Origin of the sequence: Maridesulfovibrio spiralis (SeqCode) (assembly GCF_048571135.1) — a bacterium.
GTDB lineage: Bacteria > Desulfobacterota > Desulfovibrionia > Desulfovibrionales > Desulfovibrionaceae > Maridesulfovibrio > Maridesulfovibrio spiralis.
Genome location: NZ_CP182344.1, coordinates 4,352,747 through 4,372,109 on the forward strand (window position 1 = coordinate 4,352,747; position 19,363 = coordinate 4,372,109).

The following is a 19,363-nucleotide window of genomic DNA, read 5'->3' on the forward strand; positions in this document are numbered from 1 at the left end:
CTCCTCTGGCCGTCGGAGACGACTAAAGATTTTTAATTACGGCTTCACCCATTTCGGTGCAGCCTACGAGCTTGCCGCCCTCGTCCATGATATCACCAGTACGCAGACCTTCGGAGAGGGTCTTTTCAACTGCTGCTTCGATGCAATCAGCTTCTGCAGACATATCGAAGGAGTAGCGGAGCATCATAGCGATGGACAGAATGGTTGCCAGCGGGTTTGCCTTGTTCTCACCTGCGATATCCGGCGCGGAACCATGGATAGGCTCGTACAGGCCGGGGTTGGAAGCACCGAGGGATGCGGAAGGCAGCATGCCGATGGAACCGGTGATTACGGAAGCTTCGTCGGAGAGAATATCGCCGAAGAGGTTACCGGTCACGATTACGTCAAACTGGGAAGGATCGCGCACAAGCTGCATAGCAGCGTTATCCACATACATGTGAGTCAGCTCAACATCGGGGTAATCTTTGGATACTTCGATGACGATTTCGCGCCATACACGGGAAACGTCCAGTACGTTGGCTTTATCAACGGAACAAAGTTTCTTTTTGCGTTTCTGTGCAGCTTCGAAAGCAACTTTGGCAATACGTTTTACTTCGTGCTCGTAGTAAACCATTGTATTGAAGCCCATGCGTTCGCCGTTTTCGACCTTGGTTCCGCGAGGTTCACCGAAATAGATACCACCGGTAAGTTCACGTACAACCATGATGTCGATGCCGTTCTCAACGATATCGGGACGCAAAAAGCATGCATCTTTCAGCTGCGGGAAGAGTGCAGCAGGACGCAGGTTCGCAAACAGGGAAAGTTCTTTACGGATGCCGAGCAGACCTCTTTCGGGGCGGATTGCCGGATCAATGGTATCCCATTTAGGACCACCAACTGCGCCAAGCAGGACAGCGTCGGACTCTTTGCAAGCCTTAACGGTCTCGTCAGGCAGGGGGCCGCCTGTTGCGTCAATGGCTGCACCACCGATCAAAGCTTCGGTGGTTTCGAATTTATGACCGAATTTTTCGCCGATTACGTTCAGGACCTTAACGCCCTGCTCCATGATTTCCGGCCCGATTCCGTCACCGGGCATTACGCATATTTTCATTTTGAAATTCCTATTTTCTTTGCTGCGCTATCGCGCTTATATTTTAAGATGCCTCCCGGCGGGCGCTTTCAGCGGGACCAAAGAACCCTTTTGCAAAAGGGTTCTCTGGACTCTCCCAAAACCTTTTATTACGGCTTCGCCGCTTGGTTCTATTACTCCCTATAGAGAATAGAACTGTCTAGCATCTATCTATTTATAAAATTATTTAGCGAGGCGGTCCTTTACATATTCTACCAGTCCGCCACAATCGAGGATACCTTTCATGAACGGGGGAACAGGAGCACAAGTGATGGTCTCACCAGTGGTAATGTTCTTGATTTCACCTTTTTCAGCATCAACATCGAGCTCATCGCCGTCACCGAGCTTTTCAAAATCATCACCGACTTCGAGGAGAATCAGCCCCATGTTGAAACCGTTGCGGTAAAAAATACGGGCAAAACTTTTAGCTACAACGACCGGAATTCCAGCGCCGAGGAGAGAAATAGGTGCGTGTTCACGGGAGGAACCGCAACCGAAGTTTTCATCGGCAACCATGATATCGTTCTTTTTAACACGCTTGATCCAGCCTTCTTCAAGACCTTCCATGCAGTTCGCACCGAGCACATCAGGATCGGTAGTAACCAGAAAACGGGCCGGGATGATGGCATCAGTATCAATGTGCGCCCCGACTCTGTGTGCAGTACCTTTAATAGACATATATAAATTCTCCTTGGGGAGAGAAATTCCCCGCTAGAAACTTAAATTAATAAATTGCGTATGCTTTTTAAGTTTTTAGGCGAAGCCCTGACAAAAAGTTTTGGGATTCTTAAACCCTTTTTCAAAAGGGTTTAAGACCCCCGGCAGGGTCGCCGAAGGCATTCTTCTACAAAGCTTCAGGATCAGTAATGATACCGGTAATTGCAGAAGCTGCAGCTACAGCGGGGCTGGAGAGGAAAACTTCACTCTCGAGACTGCCCATGCGGCCTTTGAAGTTACGGTTGGTGGTAGCAATTGCTCTTTCACCACCGGCGAGGATACCCATGTGACCGCCGAGGCAGGGACCACAGGTTGCGGGACCTACGATTGCGCCGGACTCCATGAAAGTTTCAATCAGGCCTTCGCGCAGAGCCTGCTTCCAGATATTCGGAGTAGCGGGCAGAACGATCAGGCGTACATTCTTGTCAGCCTTGCGCCCTTTCAGCACTGCTGCGGCTTCGCGCAGGTCTTCAATACGGCCGTTGGTACAGGACCCGATAACTGCCTGATGGATTCTCATATCTTTGACTTCATCAACAGGCTTGACGTTGTCGGGCAGGTGCGGACAAGCGACCTGTGGCTTCATGCCGGTCACGTCAATTTTAACCACGCGCTCATAGTTTGCACCTTCATCAGCACGCATTTCAACATCACCTGTGCGGCCGGCAGCCTTGCAGTATTCAAGGGTCTTGGCGTCAACAGGGAACAGACCGACTTTACCACCGGCTTCAATCGCCATGTTAGCGATAGTCATGCGGCCTTCGATGGACAGGTCATCAACAACGGAACCGCTGAATTCAAGAGCCTTGTAGAGTGCACCGGAAACGCCGATAGTTCCGATCAGGTTGAGGATGTAGTCCTTCGCACCCATGTACTTACCGGGAGTACCTTCAATTTCAACCTTGATAGTCGGAGGAACCTTGAACCAAGTTTCCCCGAGAGCCATACCGCCCGCAATGTCGGTGGAGCCCATTCCGGTAGCGAATGCGCCGAGCCCGCCGTAGGTGCAGGTGTGGGAGTCAGCACCGATTACGATATCGGAAGGACCGACCAGACCCAACTCAGGCAGAAGCGCATGTTCAACACCAACTTCGCCACCCTCGTAGTAGTGGGTAATGTTCTTTTCGTGCGCGAATTCGCGGACAACCTTGACCTGCTCTGCGGAGTCAATGTCCTTGTTGGGTGTAAAGTGGTCACAGACAAGAGCAACTTTATCCTTGTCGAAGACCTGATCCGCGCCCATGGCCTTGAAAGATTTAATGGCAAGCGGGGCGGTGATGTCGTTGGCCAGAACCATTGAAACATTGCAACGGACAATCTGGCCCGGCTCTTTCACTGTTTCTTCGGTATGAGCCTGTAAAATTTTCTCAGCTAAAGTTTTAGGCATTATTTCTTCTCCTGTTTCATGCGTTCAACCCTGTTGATAGCGTTGACATAAGCTTTGGCACTGGCGACGATGATGTCTTCGTCAGAACCGCGCCCAATTGATTTGAAACCATTATCGGTAATATGAACCGTAACCGCACCCTGCGCATCGGTTCCGCCGGTAACTGCGTTTACGGAATAAAGTTCCAGTTTGGGTGTTCTGTTGACCATTTTATTAATGGTAGAGAACACTGCGTTGATTGGACCGTCGCCGAAACCTACTTCCTGAATCTCGACCGGATTCTCCTTATCTGCACTGTAATCTTCCAACACGATTGCGGCGTGCGGCGAAACGCCTGCAGTACCGGAGAATACGGAGAGATCTTTTACACGATATAAATCGTGGATTCTGTAGGCTTCTTCGAGAACGAGTGCTTCAACGTCTTCATCAAAGATTTCTTCTTTCTTGTCAGCCAAGGCTTTAACCGCAGCAAATACGCGTGCGATCTGCTCATCATCCAACTCATACCCCATTTCGTTGAGCTTGGACCCCAACGCATTTCGTCCGGAATGTTTACCTATTACAATGGAAGTGCCCTTCTTACCAATGGATTCAGGAGTCATGATCTCATAGGTCTGGCGGTTCTTGAGCATGCCGTCCTGATGAATGCCGGACTCATGGGCAAATGCGTTAGCTCCGACAATTGCTTTGTACGGAGATATGGGCTGACCGATGGTAGTTGCCAGCCTGCGGCAGGAGGGAAACAACTCTTCGGTGAGGATGGAAGTCTCTACATCATAGTAGTCTTTGCGTGTATGTAAGGCCATGATCACTTCTTCCAAAGCTGCGTTACCCGCACGCTCGCCTATACCGGAGAGAGTTACTTCCGCCTGACGCGCACCGGCTTTGATTGCAGCCAGTGTGTTAGCACAAGCCAAGCCGAGGTCATTGTGGCAATGTACACTAAAGATGGCTTTGTCGCTATTGGGAACATTTTTGATCAAATACTCGATCAGCTTGCCGAACTCATCAGGCTGAGCATAACCGACTGTATCAGGGATATTGATGGTGGTCGCGCCTTCAGCAATTGCAACCTCAACAACCTGTGCCAGGAAATCCCAGCGTGAACGGGAAGCATCTTCTGCAGAAAATTCAACGTTGGGAGTCAGAGAAACCGCGTGGCGCACAGCCTTGCGGGCCATTTCCAGAATCTCTTCGGGTTCCTTGTTGAACTTATGTTTCATGTGGATATCGGAAGTAGCCACGAAGGTATGGATTCTGGGATTCTTAGCATGTTTGACCGCTTCAAAAGCTCGGTCGATGTCCGCTTTCAAAGCACGGCAAAGTCCGGCAACCTGAATATCACCAACGGATTTAGCAATTTCGGTTACAGCTTCGAAATCACCCTGACTTGCTGCAGGGAAACCGGCCTCGATGATGTCTACGCCCAGTTTTTCCAACTGGCGGGCCATGGCGATTTTCTCACCCCTGTTCATGGTTGCACCGGGGGACTGTTCGCCATCACGCAAGGTAGTATCAAAAATATAAACTTTATCAGACATTTATCTATCTCCTGAAAAAAGCTGCAAAAACAGAATATTTGCAGTTTATAACAAAATGGGGGGATAAAACAGTGAAACAGGTTAAACTACCGAGTAATTTACCGTCCCCTAAAGAATCATGGTACCGTACAAGCTTATTCTGGATGTAGTTATAGAACTACCCTGAAAAAAGCCTATGACAATTCTTTGGAGGACTTTCCTAGTAGCTTATTGCTTCTGCGGGATAGAATAAAAATAGTATAAATAGGACCGGAAAGAATGTATCCGGCAAAAATCACGAAGCCCAAAAATTTAGGCTGAGAGGCAACCATGGTAAAAAGCGCAATAACGGTAACCATGGAACTGAAGGGATGAGCCTTGAATGCACCAAATTCTTTGAAAGAATTATAGCGAACAGTACTCACCATCAGAAATGCGAGGCAATATACGAGCACCAGAGTGAACATAGGCAGTACACTCTGTGCGATATTTTCGGGGATGTAGGGGGTGAACAGGATCAAAGTCGACAAGGTACAACCAGCCGCAGGAATGGGCAGACCTATGAAATGGGCCTTGGAAGTAGTACCGGACTGGACGTTGAAACGGGCAAGCCTGAGCACACCGCAAGCCATCAACAAGAATGCAGCCAGCATGCCCAAACGGCCAAACTGGTGCAACTGCCAATGATATACCATGAACGCAGGAGTAACACCGAAGGCAACCGCATCAGCGAGAGAGTCGAGCTGTACGCCGAACTCACTGCTGGTTCCGGTCAACCGGGCAACCTTCCCGTCGAGACCGTCAAAGAGACAGCTCACCAGAATGGCTACAGCACTCATCTCGTATGCACCTTCCACAACCCAGTTCATCGCGAGGAATCCGCAAAACAGACTCGACACGGTGAGAAGGTTGGGCAGAATGTATACGCCCTTGTGCTTCGGTATTCTTTTTTCCTTTGCCATGAAAAATACTTAAACCGATTCGGAAATAAATTCCAGTAGAATCGTATTAGTTTTTAATTTTAAATTTACCCATCAGGGCTGAAATGTTCGAAAGGCAACACACTTGTCACCCCATTCAGGAATCAGTTAATACTCCCCAGCCAAACAAAGGTCAACCCAAGATTCATAAAATATTTGAATATTGGTATCAGGAAATTTTCACACTATGACCGCGCACAATTTAAGCTCCTAAGATTATGACTGAATACTCACCCAGCACAACTTAAATATAGACCGGCTGCATAAATTTCTGTTCCTGCGTAGCCAACTCGCCACCCCCTTCACAGAACTTGTCTTTCGAAAGTGAATACATGATCCGCAATCTGCCGTTGCGAAAAACAAGGTCGTCGAATTCAAATCCAAGCTTTGACGCAACGCGAACAGACCCCCGGTTAGCAGGATGGATGAGAGCTTTTATGGCCTGTAGATCTGTTTTCAGGTAAGCGTAATCAATGAATGCTGAGGCGGATTCGGTAGCCAATCCCGCTCCCCAATAATCTTTTTTAAAGACCCAGCTGATGCCGACTTCTCCGTACAGCGATTCAGAAAAATCTTCCAGCGGTTGAACCCCGCAATACCCGGCCAGATCGCCACTTCCTTTGATTTCAACACCAAAAAGGCTGTAGCCCTGCCGCGCAAAAAGCTTTTCCTGCTTTTGCAGCAGCGAATCAATCTTTCTTTCAGGCCACGGTTCCTGTGTCAGGATGAATTTGTAAACATCAGGATCTTTCATCATACCGGAAAGAAAAACGGCGTCATTTTGCTTCAGGGGCCTTAATATCAATCTTTGCGTCTCGATAAACACGGCGCATATCTCCCGGGACTATTCCCGGATGATACCACCTCCGAGAACAGCACCCTCTTCTGTATATACTGCCACAATCTGTCCCGGCGTAGGGCGTGAATGTGGCTCAATAAAATCAAATTTTATACTACTGCCAACTTGCGCGGCCCTTGCGGGCTTGGATCGCTGTCGGTAGCGGGTCTGGATAGAAACTGTTTCCGGCCACTCTTCAAAATCCACGAGAAAATTAAAGCTGTCGGCGGTGCACCCCTGAGACTCCAGCTCGTCGCGGGTTCCCACGATGAGCAGATTACGCTTCATGTCCTTATCCAGAACGTAAAGAGGAGCTTTCCAGGAAATACCAAGTCCTCGTCGCTGACCTTGAGTATAGCGCCACAGACCTTTATGTTTACCGACTTTACTGCCGTCTGAAAGAACAGCTATTCCCGGTCCGGAAAGCTTCACTTTACGGTCGATAAGGAACTGGCGGTAATCGTCATCAGGGACAAAACAGATCTCCTGACTCTCGGAAGGCAGCGGAATTTCCACACTGCGCTTATCAAGCTCAGCATAAGTCTGATCCTTGCTATGACCGCCAAGAGGGAAGACTGCATTCAGAACTGAATCGCGCGGAACAAGGGAAAGAAAATAACTCTGGTCTTTGGACTGGTCCGCACCACGGGCCAGCACTTTTCCGTACCGTACATCTTCAGCAATGCGCACATAGTGCCCGGTGCCGATCAACTCCGCACCGAGTTCCTGCGCCGCGGAATTCAACACGCCGAACTTGATCTCAGGATTGCAAAGAGCGCATGGATTAGGAGTATTTCCTTTAAGGTATTCCTGAATAAACGGCTCAACCACCAGACGGTCGAACTCGGCCGTAAAATCAAAAACATGCAGCGGAACATCCAGCTCCGCACATCTTTTTTCCAGCCCGGCGACAGCGAATCCGGCCTTTTCCTTTCCAAGAAAACAACCGTGGATCGCAATAACATCCGCCCCGCTCTCTTTCAGCAGTACCAAAGAAAGCAAGCTGTCTGCACCGCCGCTGACCGCCATTGCGACTTTACGCCCGGCGACAAGCTCATTCAGCTCAGGATATTTAAACCCTGTATCCATCCCATTCTCCACAAATTACTTTTTATTTGTAACAATTTATCAACCGCGAAACTTCGTTCCGGTTACAAAATACAGAGCGGACCTACGTCCAGCAAGCAAAAAATGAGAAATGCCCGGACACCCCCGATGGGTCCCCGGACAAGTCTCTCACAAGTCTATCCTATATACAAATCCGGCACCTGCCGGAGATTTGCTATTCTTCTTTCTTCGGCTGCGGCAGCACAAGGTTCAGGAATACACCGAGGATACCGGCAAGGCCGATCCCACCGAGTCTGAACTCTTCACTGAAGGGGGTGGGCAGAGACATACCGCCCACGCCGAAGATAACAATCAAAGCCACAATGGCGAGGTTGCGTGCTTCCATGAGGTCTTCACCGGCACGAACGAGAGTGTTCATACCTACAACCATAATCGCACCGAAAAGCAGAACCATGATACCACCCATTACAGGAACAGGGATGGTGGACAGGAATGCGCCGACCTTACCGCAGAAAGCAAGAGACATGGCAACAATTGCGGCCCAGGTCATGATTGCGGGGTTGAAGACTTTGATCAGTGCGACAGCACCGGTAACTTCAGAATAAGTGGTATTCGGAGGTCCGCCTAGAAATGCAGCTAGGGAGGTAGCCAGACCGTCACCGAGCATGGTGTTCTGAATACCGGGTTCCTTCACGTAATCTTTATCTGCAACTGAACTGATGGCAAGCACATCGCCGAAATGCTCAATTGCCGGAGCAATTGCTACCGGAACGATGAAAAGGATTGCTTCGAGGTTCCACTCAGGCAGAGTGAAGTTAGGCATCGCGATCCACGGAGCAGCCGCAACAGCTTCAAAATTAACCAGACCGAGAAATAACGATGTAACATATCCGGCAGTAATACCACAAAGGATGGGGATCAGTTTGAGCCAGCCTTTACCGAGCAGAGAAACTGCAACTGTCACTGAAAGAGAAATCATGGACACTATCAACGCGGTCTTTTCAGGAACCAGCACGACTGCGCCGTCGCCGGTTTTACCCACAGCCATGAACACCGCGACCGGAGCAAGGATCAAACCAATAACCATGATGACCGGACCGGTAACAACCGGGGGCAGCACTCTTTTCAGGATATCGGTACCACGCCAGCGAATCAGGAAACTGAGCACGACATAAAAAACCCCCGCAGCGGCAAGACCGCACAGAGTGGAAGGAATCCCCCAAGTCTGCACACCATAAATAATAGGTGCGATAAAGGCAAAAGAAGAAGCCAGAAATACAGGAATCTTACCTTTTGTTACTACCTGAAAAACAAGTGTACCGGCACCTGCAGTAAAAAGGGCAACGTTAGGATCAAGTCCTGTCAACAGGGGAACAAGGACAAGAGCGCCGAATGCGACGAAAAGCATCTGCGCGCCGAGGACAAAATCCTTTGCCCGAAAATTATACTCAGTATTATGTGTGCTCATTAATTTCTCCGTATATTTTTTCCAAAAAAAAGGCACCGTTTCTGGTGCCTTTAAAAACATTTACTTGGTGCCGAATATCTTATCGCCCGCGTCTCCGAGACCGGGGAGAATGTATCCTACATCATTGAGTTTTTCGTCGATCGAAGCCGTGTAGATATCCACATCGGGATGTTCGCTTACGATCTTCTCAATCCCTTCAGGAGCCGCTACGAGGAACAGACCCTTAATGTTGGTACAACCGGCCTTCTTGAGAAGTTCGATTGTAGCCAGCAGGGTTCCGCCGGTAGCGAGCATGGGGTCAAGAATAAGAGCGATGCGCTCTTCAATATTGCTTGCAAGCTTGACGTAATACTCGACAGGCTGCAAAGTTTCTTCGTTACGGTAGAAGCCGACAACACTGACGCGGGCACCCGGAACCATATCCAGAACGCCGTCCATCATACCGAGGCCGGCCCTGAGAATAGGAACTACGGTGATTTTTTTACCCTTGATTTCCTCAACCTCAACTTCACCTGCCCAACCAGTAATGGTTTTGGACTCGGTAGCGAGGTCTTTAGTTGCTTCATAAGTAAGCAATCTGGAAATTTCCTGAGCCAGAGCGCGAAAACGACTTGTACTGATGCCGTCTTCACGGAGAATGCCGAGCTTGTGTCTTACCAAAGGATGGTCTACCACATGTACCGCCACGGTGCCTCCTTGATCCCATGTTATTTGTTATAAAATCCGAAAAGTCAAAACTTCGTGTTTCTATAAGACACAGCTTTGACAGTCAAGATCTTTTTTAACTATTTTTCAGATAAACCATATCCACTTGGCATTACTGAAAATTACAAATATACTTTTTTTCACTGAACACGAATATAACCCAATATGGAATAAATTACATGTGCAATAATGAAGATTTTACAGAAAATAAGAACCAGCTTCTCTGGGAAAAGACCGCAGGATTTTCTGATCGAAACACCCGTCTGGATAAATTCTGGGGGACCGTTTTGGAAGAAGAAGGAATTTCCCGAGGCAAAGTAAAAGACTGGATTAAATCCGGATTTGCTGAGATTAACGGCAAAGTCTGCAAAAAGCCGAACCAGAAGCTCATGGGAAATGAGGAGCTTACCCTTAAAGGTGAAGCTGAAATCACTTCACTGGTCCCGGAAGATTTGCCGCTGGAAATTATATTTAATGATGGAAAAATCGCTGTTATTAACAAACCTGCCGGACTGACCACTCATCCAGCCCCCAGCTGCCCTACCGGCACACTTGTTCACCGCATGATTCACCATTTCCCTGAAATCAAAGATATGGACGAATGGCGACCTGGAATCGTCCACCGTCTGGATAAATTCACCTCCGGTCTAATCAGCATTGCACTGAACGAACATGACCGCTTGGCTATGTCCACAGCCTTTGCTGAACGCGAGGTCAGCAAGTCTTATCTGGCTATCGTGCATGGAGTGCCTGAACGTAATTTCGGGGAAATTGAAGCTCCCATGGGCAGACACCCAGTGCACAAAACCAAGATGGCTGTCGTACTTAAAGGTGGTCGTGATGCGCGCTCTGAATATGAGACTCTCTGGTCAGACCCTGAAGAACGTGCAAGTCTGGTCAAAGTAAAAATATTCACTGGAAGAACTCACCAGATCAGGGTTCATATGGCCCACATCGGACATCCGCTGCTCGGAGATCAGGTCTACGGTTCCATGGAACATGCCCGTCTGGTTAAGGATGAACCACTACTGGCTGAACTGGCAACACGCCAGATGCTGCATGCCTACTCCCTTTCTTTTGCGCATCCTGAATCAGGCGAAGAGCTCAGTTTCACACAAGCACCGCCGGATGATTTTATCGGTATGCTCAAAGCCCTAAATAAATCAGTGCAACGGGTCGGCCTCATCGGCATGCCCTGCGGCGGAAAATCTGCTGCACTCAAGATTCTCGCCGCTAAAGGGATTCCCACTTTCAGCGCAGATGACTCAGTTGCCCACTCCTACGAAAAAGATGGTCCTGGCTGGGAGTTGCTGCGCCAAAGATTCGGCAACCGCTTTATTGATTCAGAAACCGGTACAGTGGACAAACCGAAACTGTTCAATGCTATGCGAGATAATGCAGATCTGCGCCGGGAAGTAATGGGCATTATCCACCCTATCGTGCAACATGATGTGCTGGAATTTTACAAAGCGCACAACGATGAACCTCTGGCTGTTGCCGAAGTTCCCCTGCTGCTGGAAGGTGGCTGGCATACTCAAAAAATCGTCGATGCCGTCGTCGGTGTACGCTGCCCGGAAAGCAAGAGAAACGAAGAACTGCGTGAGAAACGCGGGATCAGCCCGGAAATTCTAGCAGTATTCGATTCATGGCAATGGGACGAGAAATCCAAGCTGGATTGCTGCACCGCCATCATCGAAAACGACGAAGACCTGAAGAAAATTGATTCGGAAACAGACCGCATTCTCGAAGTTCTGAGAACCCAGCGAGAAGAGAAGGAAAGTTTATTCGAAAACTACCTTAAAAAACTGTTTCATCCCGATACAGTCTAGTTTTACGAGAGAGTGAGTATTGACTTACCAGCTCCCTGTGTTATTTTATAAGTGAGACCTGAGGCGAGTGGTCAGGACTGTAGTCGGAAGAATGAACACAAATTAATTGTTAGGATGCAAGTCCATTTTACAAAAAAGAATTCTACGCAAGGTCCAACCCCGCTTTCGGAATCAGGTTCGGTTAGGGAGTGAGTACCCCTAGTTTACCTACCAACTCAATCTCGTCACGCCCCCGTCGCATTTATGCGACGGGGGTCTTTTTTTGGTCCTCAGCACCATAGAGATCAGTTTTCTTTTCTGATAGAGTTCTATTTGAACTTATCAAAATCAAGCTACTACGAAGAAAAGGTGTTTCATGATTCCCATCCGCGACAACGTCCCCTGCCTGATAAAACCATATATGCTGCGCGGAATTATAATCGCAAATATTGCGGTCTTCCTGTTTGAGCAAATGCTGACACCGCAAGGAAGGCTTGCACTTTTCCATCTACTGGGCGTAGTTCCGGCCAGATTTTTCCAACCTGAATGGGCTGTAGCAGCAGGATATCCCGATTCAGGTTTTCTGCCGCTGTTCACCTACATGTTCCTGCACAGCGGCTGGCTGCATATTATCTTGAATTTGTGGATGCTATGGATTTTTGCCGACAATATTGAGGATGCAATGGGACATGGCAGATTTATCATATTTTATGTGATCTGCGGGATCATCGCCATTGCAGTACAAATGGTGATCAACCCATCTGCCAGTGCACCTGTCATAGGGGCCTCTGGAGCAGTAGCCGGAATCATGGGTGCATATATGCTGCTCTACCCGCACGGGCAGGTTCTGACCCTGTTCCCGGTCATCATCATACCATTTTTCTTCAAGATTCCGGCAGCTCTATTTCTGGGATTATGGTTTTTTATCCAAGTCTTTTCAGGCGTAACCAGTCATTTTGCAGAAGGTACGCAAAAAGTTGCGTGGGCCGCACATGTTGGCGGTTTCGTAGCCGGAATGATATTGATCCGTTTTTTTGTAAAAAAAGACCGCTGTGTTTATTGCTACGTTCCGGAAAAAAAAGATTACGAACTGCCGGAAGATTTTTAGCCCGCAGCACGACAAGATCAAAGTCCGCTAATCCAATGAGATCTCGGCCTTTTCAATTTCAGCATCTGAATTGCTGGCACTCACATATTTCTCTAGATCTTTTTGGGCCTCTTCCTCAGTGCCATGCATACTGACAAACAAATGGTAATAGTAGCGGTCGTTTTTATGTATACGCCCGAAGAGAAAAGGACTGTACCCCTGCTCTTTCAGCTCCGCCTTTCTGGACTTTGCTTCGCTCAACCGGGAATAAATGCCGTCACGAACCAGATATCTGGTCACAACACCGCCAAGAACAGAAAATGTTTCTGCCTGTCCCATCTCAGGCTTGCGGGGCTGGGCAACTTTAAAAGTGCAGTATTTTGAATACGGGTAGCTGAATTTAAATTCCCATGCTGAAAATTTAAGTTCATCATCCTGCAGATTCCAGCCCAGATAATGCTTCTGGCCGCCTTTAACTTTTACTGGAATTTCAGTATGTACAACCTTCTGCAATTCCCCGGATTCATCTTCGTAATATGAGGAAATGGTTATATTAGTGGATGCTCCACCATCTCCTTCCACAACATATTCAAAACCGAAATGGGTTCCGGGAACAGCAGGAATCTCATTTGTTTCCTTGGAAAGCACATATTTTTTGATCTTAACGACGTCGCCTTCTTTATGTAACGGTTTCGGCTCGGCTTCGACTTCGTAAATACCTTTATTCTGGATACTCAAGCTTGCGGCAAAACTTGTTCCAAAAGTCCAAAAGACAAAAAGCAGCCCCAACCCCAATATCCGCAAATCAAAAAAACGCACTTGTTGCACTCCAAAAATTCAAAACGTGAAATGAAACAACATTTCCGCTAAAATAGTTTTACGAGTAGAAATTAATATCGCCTGCGCTAACATCTTCGCCGGTTACGTGGGCAATCTTTACCTCGCCACCAGCACTGGTGTTACCATCGGCGTCGTACCAAAGGTTATCATCCCCATCAAAGACAAATACCGCTGTTGACGAAGTTACGCCTGCTTGCCCATCATAGCTTCCCGCTACAGATTCGAATCCAATTGACCCCATTTTGAAAGCAAACTTATCTTCACCCGAATCAAAGTTAAAAATATCATCGTAGTCGGATGAATCACTGAACTGATCATATTTAAGGACAGTTGAAACAGTATTTAACGGATCAGAAGCCAAGGTAATCGAATCATGCCCCCGTCCGCTGTAGAATGTTTCATCAAGAGTGGCAGCGTCATTTAAATCAGTGCTTAGTCCGGTAAAAGAGTCATTATGAATAGAACCGATTACATTCTCAATCTGCTTCAGATCACCATTAATCTCACTGACACTTCCGATCATGTTAGTATTCAGATCTAACACAACCCCTAAACTGGCCCCACTAAGATCAAGGGTATCAAAACCGCTGCCACCTAAAACAGTATCTCCGGCCTCAGCGAAAATGTGATCATTACCTTCTCCACCGTCAAGGTAATCCTGACCCTGTCCGCCATCAAGGGTATCGGCGCCGTCACCACCATAAATGGTGTCGTTTCCGTCTTCGCCGTATAACCTGTTTGCGCCGGTATCACCGGTTATGGTGTCTCCATGCGCAGAACCTTTGACATGTTGGATATTGGTCAAGGTATCGGTGCCTTCACCCGTTGCCAAACTAGCTGAAAGATCAACAGTAACTCCTGAAAGTGCCATTTCATAACGGACCATGTTCTGACCGCCAGCGCCATCTATGACATCATTTCCGCCTGCACCCCAGAAGGTATTGTTACCGGCATCCCCGGTCAGGGTATCATCATAATTAGATCCGATCACACCTTCAAAACCGTCAAAGGTATCATTCCCCCCACCACCGGTTGCTGTTCCGTCAGCAAGATTAACATTCACTCCGGAAGTAGCATCAAAATAGATAACACGGTCAACATCACCAGCAGAGGTTCCGCCATGAAGCTCATCGTTTCCGGCTCCGCCCCAGATTCCGTCTTCACCAGTTCCGCCATTGATGGTGTCATCTCCGCCCATGCCATGAATTTCATCACCGTTTGCGGTTCCGGTGATTATGTCGTTACCGGAAGTGCCGATAATCGAAAGACCTGAACCTTTTTCGACAATGGTCATTCCAGAGATGGCCGCACCATCAACGGTTATATCGGAAGCTTTGACATCTCCGGCAGTAATTGTTGCGATAAAATGCAGCCCCCCCGCAGTATTACCATTGTCATCATACCAGAGGCGATGGCTATCATCTAAAACAAAAGTCGCTCCTGAACCGACATTCGGACCGGTTCCGGTATAGGCTCCAGTGACACGGACCAAGCCCGCGCTGGCACTGTATCCGGCACTACCTGCAAACTCGAGAGTATCAAGACCGCTTTCGAAAAAAGCCATTCGCTCTGCAGTTACAGTACTCGTACCCATATCATTGTATACAAAGGTATCGTTACCGCCACCACCATCAAGGTAATCTTCCCCGGCTCCACCTATAAGAGTATCATTACCAGCTCCGCCATATAGAGAGTCATTACCACTGTCTCCGTAGAGTGTATCCTCACCGACGTCACCCCTCAAAGTGTCAGACCCGCCTCCCCCTTCAAGGGTATCGTTTCCGTCATCGCCACGAAGCCTGTTATTATTAGCATCGCCGACAAGATGGTCATCGTAATGTGACCCTCTCACATTTTGAAAATTACTTATGGTATCTTCGCCGTCAGCTCCAGTAGCGGTTCCACCTGCCAGATTAACCTGCACTGCACCTTCTGCATTGTAATACCTGACTTCGTTGGCTGTGCCACCGGTCCCGCCATCAAGAACATCATTACCCTTCCCACCCTCAATGGTGGCATCCTTTCCGGCACTGGTAAAACCGGTAATATGGTCGACGTAATCAGTTCCGATAACCCTTTGGATGTTGGTATAAGTATCGTTACCGGATGCACCTTGCGCTGTTTGCGCTTCCAGATTGATATTAACACCGGTGCTGATATCTTTACTTACAAACTCATATGAAACAACATCGTACTCACCCGCAGGAGCACCCTGAATATAGGTATCATCCCCAAGGGTATCCAGAAAATGGCTGTTGTCCGAGCCACCACCGGTCATGGTGTCGTTATGGTTGGTACCTTCGTAACCTTGAAAATTTTGAAATGTATCAATACCGGATTCACTGCTATGGGTGGCAAAATGGGTAGCGACATTAAGGTTAACTCCGCTACCGTCTGTCAGGTCTTTATATGAAAGAACATTCCTTTGCCCCTCACGGACTTCTGCACCACCATCAAGGGTATTGCTGCCTGTCCCGCCATAGATGGTATCATCGCCATTACCGCCGTAGATGGAGTCATCACCGGAACCGCCATAGATGGTATCATTGCCGCTCAGACCTTCGAGCCGGTCAGTACCGCCGTAGCCGAAAATGGTGTTTGCCAGCTCATTACCCTGAATATTGTTTGGGTTATCGTCTCCAGTAAAAACAATCTGGGAAGAGGACGAACTGCCGGCCTCACCACCTCCGCTACCAGAGCTGCCGCTATCCGAGCTGTCAGAATCACCGGTAGATGAACCCTCAACAGGAATGATGGGGGTTGGAGATTCCTCAGAGCTGCCGGAATCATCATCGCTACTTTGCTGCGGGGTATCGCCGCTAGTGTTTAAATTTTCATCGTCCAGTATATCATCTTCGCCGTCTTTTTCTCCGCCCTCAGGTTTCAGCTCTTTTTCCAGATCTTCAGGGTTCGGAACTTCTCCGGCTTCGCCGCCTTCACCTTCTCCCTCACCTTCACCCTCACCATCTACTTCTTCTTCATCAAGCGGCGACTCTTCCTTTCCCTGAGGTTGATTCTTTTCTCCCAGCTCTTTGGGGTCACCCCGGAGCTTATCGCCCTCAAAATCCCTATCATCGGCCAACGCGCCAAAACCATCGTCAGTCAACACCCCATGTTCAGGGTCAATAACTCCGCCGCGCACATCTTCGATATCACCACCGCCAGGAACAATATCACCAGGCAGGGGACCGTCACTCTGGACCAGCTGCTCCTGCGGCTGTGCATCGTCATCCTGCGGCTCATCCCCGGATGCCTGCTCCTGCGGCTGATCGTCAGGAGCATCGTCAGGAGCATCGTCAGGAGCATCATTACGCTCTCGCTCTTCCTGACGTTCACGCCTGATGTCCTGCTCTTCGCGGATGTTGGCAGGCGCGATCTCACGGAAAGTATTAAATTCCTGAACAGAAAATGAACGCACAGCACCGAGCTGACCGGAGGATGAAACATCAACAATGTTCTGGGACTGTGAAATCTGGCGGATCTGACCGTCGAAACCTTGAACTATCAATGCCCGGCCACTGTGAATCTCTTCGATACCGTGTTTCTCGCCCTGTCCCGGAATAACTTCATGAACAGTGGTGGTGCCACGGATACCGATGGTAGCAAGCGGGGTTCCGACCTTGAACCGCTCGGGGTTCTGCTCCGCAATTTTACCGGTAACCATACGGAAAGTACCTTCGGTGATATTGACCATGTAGTCCGAAAGCTCTTCACCGGAAGGGTCAAAAGCATAATCATCAAGGGAAATGCGCGAATCTTCGCCCTGAGAAAGCAGGGTATCATCCACAAAGCGCACTTCAAGATTGGAATCTGCCCCGGTAACCAGCTCTTCACCTTCAAAAATGGAGCTTCCGGCCTGCAAAGGACGCAAACCGGACTCGGATTCCGCAAAAGCTTCACCGTTAACGGCTACAATCTTTCCAATTTCATATGAAGAATTATCCGGCATTAGTTCAATCCATGTAAAACAAAAATATATAATCTAAGAAAGTTAGGTCGACTTCAAAAAACATTTCTTAATCTTATTAAACAAAATTTAACATCCACACAAGATGGTGAAACCTCTAAAACCGCAAAAAACACATAAAAGAATCTATATTTCAAAACCATAGAGTATGCACTCACTCTCACCCAAAAAATACAAATCAAAATACTGTTACATCATAAGCAATAAGCAAAATTCTGCCCACCATAACCTAAATTCAATTATTACGCTTGACTTGCGCGAAGACTGAATTACTTTGATAGAGTGGCGAACAGAAACTAATCGCCCAATCACTCAAGGAGTAATTACAAGATGAGCGTGAAATATAAGGATTACTACAAACTTCTGGGAGTTTCACGGTCCTCAAGCAAGGATGAGATTGCCAAGGCTTTCAAAAAGCTGGCTAGGCAATACCACCCGGACTTGAACCCGGACAACGAGGACGCTGAAAGGAAGTTTAAGGAAATCAACGAAGCTTACGAAGTTCTCAAGGACCCGGAAAAGCGCAAGATGTACGACCAGTTCGGCGCGGACTGGGAACACGGGCAGAATTTCCGTCCGCCTCCGGGCTATGAGAACATGAACTTCGGCGGTGGCGGATTCCAAGGATTCGACGGTGCCGGCGGCGGTGATTTCAGCGACTTTTTCGAAACCATTTTCGGCGGCGGTGGCGCAAACTTCGGCGGTGGAGGTTTCGGTGGAGCGCAAGGGTTCGGCGGTGGAGGTTTCCACCAGCAGCAGCGTCCGCGCAAAGGAGAGAACTCCGAAACCACCCTGCTTCTGACCCTTGAGGAAGCATACAAGGGCGGGCCAAAATCCATCACCGTGCAGGAAAAGGCAACCGGACCGGGCGGACATCCCATGGTGCAGTCAAAGACTCTGGATGTCAAAATCCCCGCAGGAATCAAGGAAGGCCAGAAAATAAGGCTTTCCGGTCAGGGTTCCCCCGGACAGCACGACGGACCGCGCGGCGATCTGTACCTGAAAGTCAAGTTCGCTGCCCACCAACATTTCAAGGTTGAAGACAACAACATCATCCTCGACCTGCACCTTGCCCCCTGGGAAGCGGTTATGGGCGGTAAATTCAAGCTGCCTACCCTCGACGGTATGGTAGAAATGAATATTCCCGCAGGACTTGGCAGCGGTAAGAAACTCAGGATTAAAGGACGCGGACTCGGAACCGGAGCCAACAAAGGCGATCAGTTTGTGCGCATCATGATTCAGGTTCCCAAGGCCGAGACCGATGAAATGAAAAAACTCTGGGAAGAACTGGCTGAAAAGTCCGACTTCTCACCCCGCTCATTCTAAAGGAGGCCCGCTATGGAAATTAATAAAAGAACCGAAGCGCAGCCTCCCAGCAGCTCCAAGAGACTGGTTATCACTCAGGTTATTGAAATGACCGGATTGGAGGAAACCGTGGTCATGGAACTGATCAGCATGGAATGGGTGCGGCCCGGAACCACCGGGGACGGTCATTTTCTCTTCGAGACCCGCGATCTGTATCGCATGACTAAGCTCTCAAGGCTCTGCAAAGATTTGGAAGTCACCCCCATAGGCGGATCAATTATTATTGACCTGCTCGACAGGGTGGAAAAACTCGAAACCCAGATCGAAGAAATGAAAAAATTGATATAACGAACAATCAGCCATACGGCAGCAGCGAAGCTTATTAAAAAGTTTTGGGATTCTTAAACCCTTTTAGCACAAATCTGCAGGACAGCGGATTTGCCCGGTGCCTGAAAGCACCGCCCGAAGGGGTAAGCCCCAGGAAGGGGCGCAATAAAAAGGGTTTAAGCCGCCGGAGGCTAAAAGAAAGCAATGACTTGCGATCTTTCTACAGGATTCAGACTCC

At 48.6% G+C, this 19,363-nt stretch carries 15 protein-coding genes; 4 read left to right on the forward strand and 11 right to left on the reverse strand.

Annotation, left to right across the window (positions count from 1 at the left end):
• Nucleotides 1-22: 22 nt before the first annotated feature.
• The 9 genes from leuB to upp all read right to left on the reverse strand — a co-directional run bounded on the left by leuB (nucleotide 23) and on the right by upp (nucleotide 9,773).
• Complete coding sequence (leuB, locus tag ACNI29_RS19555; protein WP_419780044.1) at nucleotides 23-1,090, reverse strand: 3-isopropylmalate dehydrogenase; 1,068 nt, start codon at nucleotides 1,088-1,090, stop codon at nucleotides 23-25.
• 201 nt (nucleotides 1,091-1,291) lie between these two features.
• Nucleotides 1,292-1,786 (reverse strand): 3-isopropylmalate dehydratase small subunit, encoded by a 495-nt coding sequence (locus ACNI29_RS19560; protein WP_419780045.1) that lies wholly within the window; start codon nucleotides 1,784-1,786, stop codon nucleotides 1,292-1,294.
• Between the two features lie 166 nt (nucleotides 1,787-1,952).
• Nucleotides 1,953-3,212, reverse strand: a complete 1,260-nt coding sequence (gene leuC / locus ACNI29_RS19565) for a 3-isopropylmalate dehydratase large subunit (protein WP_419780046.1) — start codon at nucleotides 3,210-3,212, stop codon at nucleotides 1,953-1,955.
• Complete coding sequence (locus ACNI29_RS19570; protein ID WP_419780047.1) at nucleotides 3,212-4,753, reverse strand: 2-isopropylmalate synthase; 1,542 nt, start codon at nucleotides 4,751-4,753, stop codon at nucleotides 3,212-3,214. The genes leuC and ACNI29_RS19570 overlap by 1 nt, the downstream gene beginning before the upstream one ends.
• Before the next feature lie 173 nt (nucleotides 4,754-4,926).
• Nucleotides 4,927-5,694 carry a CDP-diacylglycerol--serine O-phosphatidyltransferase gene (pssA, locus tag ACNI29_RS19575; protein WP_419780048.1) on the reverse strand — a complete coding sequence of 256 codons (768 nt, stop codon included), beginning with the start codon at nucleotides 5,692-5,694 and terminating at the stop codon, nucleotides 4,927-4,929.
• Nucleotides 5,695-5,956: 262 nt separating this feature from the next.
• Nucleotides 5,957-6,538 carry a GNAT family N-acetyltransferase gene (locus tag ACNI29_RS19580; protein WP_419780049.1) on the reverse strand — a complete coding sequence of 194 codons (582 nt, stop codon included), beginning with the start codon at nucleotides 6,536-6,538 and terminating at the stop codon, nucleotides 5,957-5,959.
• Nucleotides 6,539-6,556: 18 nt separating this feature from the next.
• Nucleotides 6,557-7,639, reverse strand: coding sequence for a tRNA 2-thiouridine(34) synthase MnmA (gene mnmA / locus ACNI29_RS19585; RefSeq protein ID WP_419780050.1), 1,083 nt, complete (start codon nucleotides 7,637-7,639; stop codon nucleotides 6,557-6,559).
• A 193-nt stretch (nucleotides 7,640-7,832) separates the two neighbouring features.
• Nucleotides 7,833-9,086 (reverse strand): uracil-xanthine permease family protein, encoded by a 1,254-nt coding sequence (locus tag ACNI29_RS19590; RefSeq protein WP_419780051.1) that lies wholly within the window; start codon nucleotides 9,084-9,086, stop codon nucleotides 7,833-7,835.
• 60 nt (nucleotides 9,087-9,146) lie between these two features.
• Nucleotides 9,147-9,773, reverse strand: a complete 627-nt coding sequence (upp, locus tag ACNI29_RS19595) for a uracil phosphoribosyltransferase (protein WP_419780052.1) — start codon at nucleotides 9,771-9,773, stop codon at nucleotides 9,147-9,149.
• 197 nt (nucleotides 9,774-9,970) lie between these two features.
• Here upp and coaE point away from each other — a divergent pair, with 197 nt between their 5' ends.
• Entirely contained in the window at nucleotides 9,971-11,620 is a 1,650-nt protein-coding gene (gene coaE, locus ACNI29_RS19600; RefSeq protein WP_419780053.1) for a dephospho-CoA kinase, read from the forward strand.
• A gap of 355 nt (nucleotides 11,621-11,975) precedes the next feature.
• Nucleotides 11,976-12,707: a rhomboid family intramembrane serine protease gene (locus tag ACNI29_RS19605; RefSeq protein ID WP_419780054.1), complete on the forward strand. Its 732-nt coding sequence runs from the start codon at nucleotides 11,976-11,978 to the stop codon at nucleotides 12,705-12,707.
• A gap of 27 nt (nucleotides 12,708-12,734) precedes the next feature.
• Here ACNI29_RS19605 and ACNI29_RS19610 read toward each other — a convergent pair whose 3' ends face one another.
• Nucleotides 12,735-13,505: an SPOR domain-containing protein gene (locus ACNI29_RS19610; protein ID WP_419780055.1), complete on the reverse strand. Its 771-nt coding sequence runs from the start codon at nucleotides 13,503-13,505 to the stop codon at nucleotides 12,735-12,737.
• A gap of 58 nt (nucleotides 13,506-13,563) precedes the next feature.
• Nucleotides 13,564-17,475: a FecR domain-containing protein gene (locus ACNI29_RS19615; RefSeq protein WP_419780056.1), complete on the reverse strand. Its 3,912-nt coding sequence runs from the start codon at nucleotides 17,473-17,475 to the stop codon at nucleotides 13,564-13,566.
• A gap of 348 nt (nucleotides 17,476-17,823) precedes the next feature.
• Between ACNI29_RS19615 and ACNI29_RS19620 the strand changes: the two genes are divergently transcribed.
• Entirely contained in the window at nucleotides 17,824-18,819 is a 996-nt protein-coding gene (locus tag ACNI29_RS19620) for a DnaJ C-terminal domain-containing protein (protein ID WP_419780057.1), read from the forward strand.
• A 12-nt stretch (nucleotides 18,820-18,831) separates the two neighbouring features.
• The gene (locus ACNI29_RS19625) at nucleotides 18,832-19,146 is read left to right on the forward strand and encodes a chaperone modulator CbpM (RefSeq protein ID WP_419780058.1); all 315 of its coding nucleotides are present in this window, start codon (nucleotides 18,832-18,834) and stop codon (nucleotides 19,144-19,146) included.
• The last annotated feature ends 217 nt before the right edge of the window (nucleotides 19,147-19,363 follow it).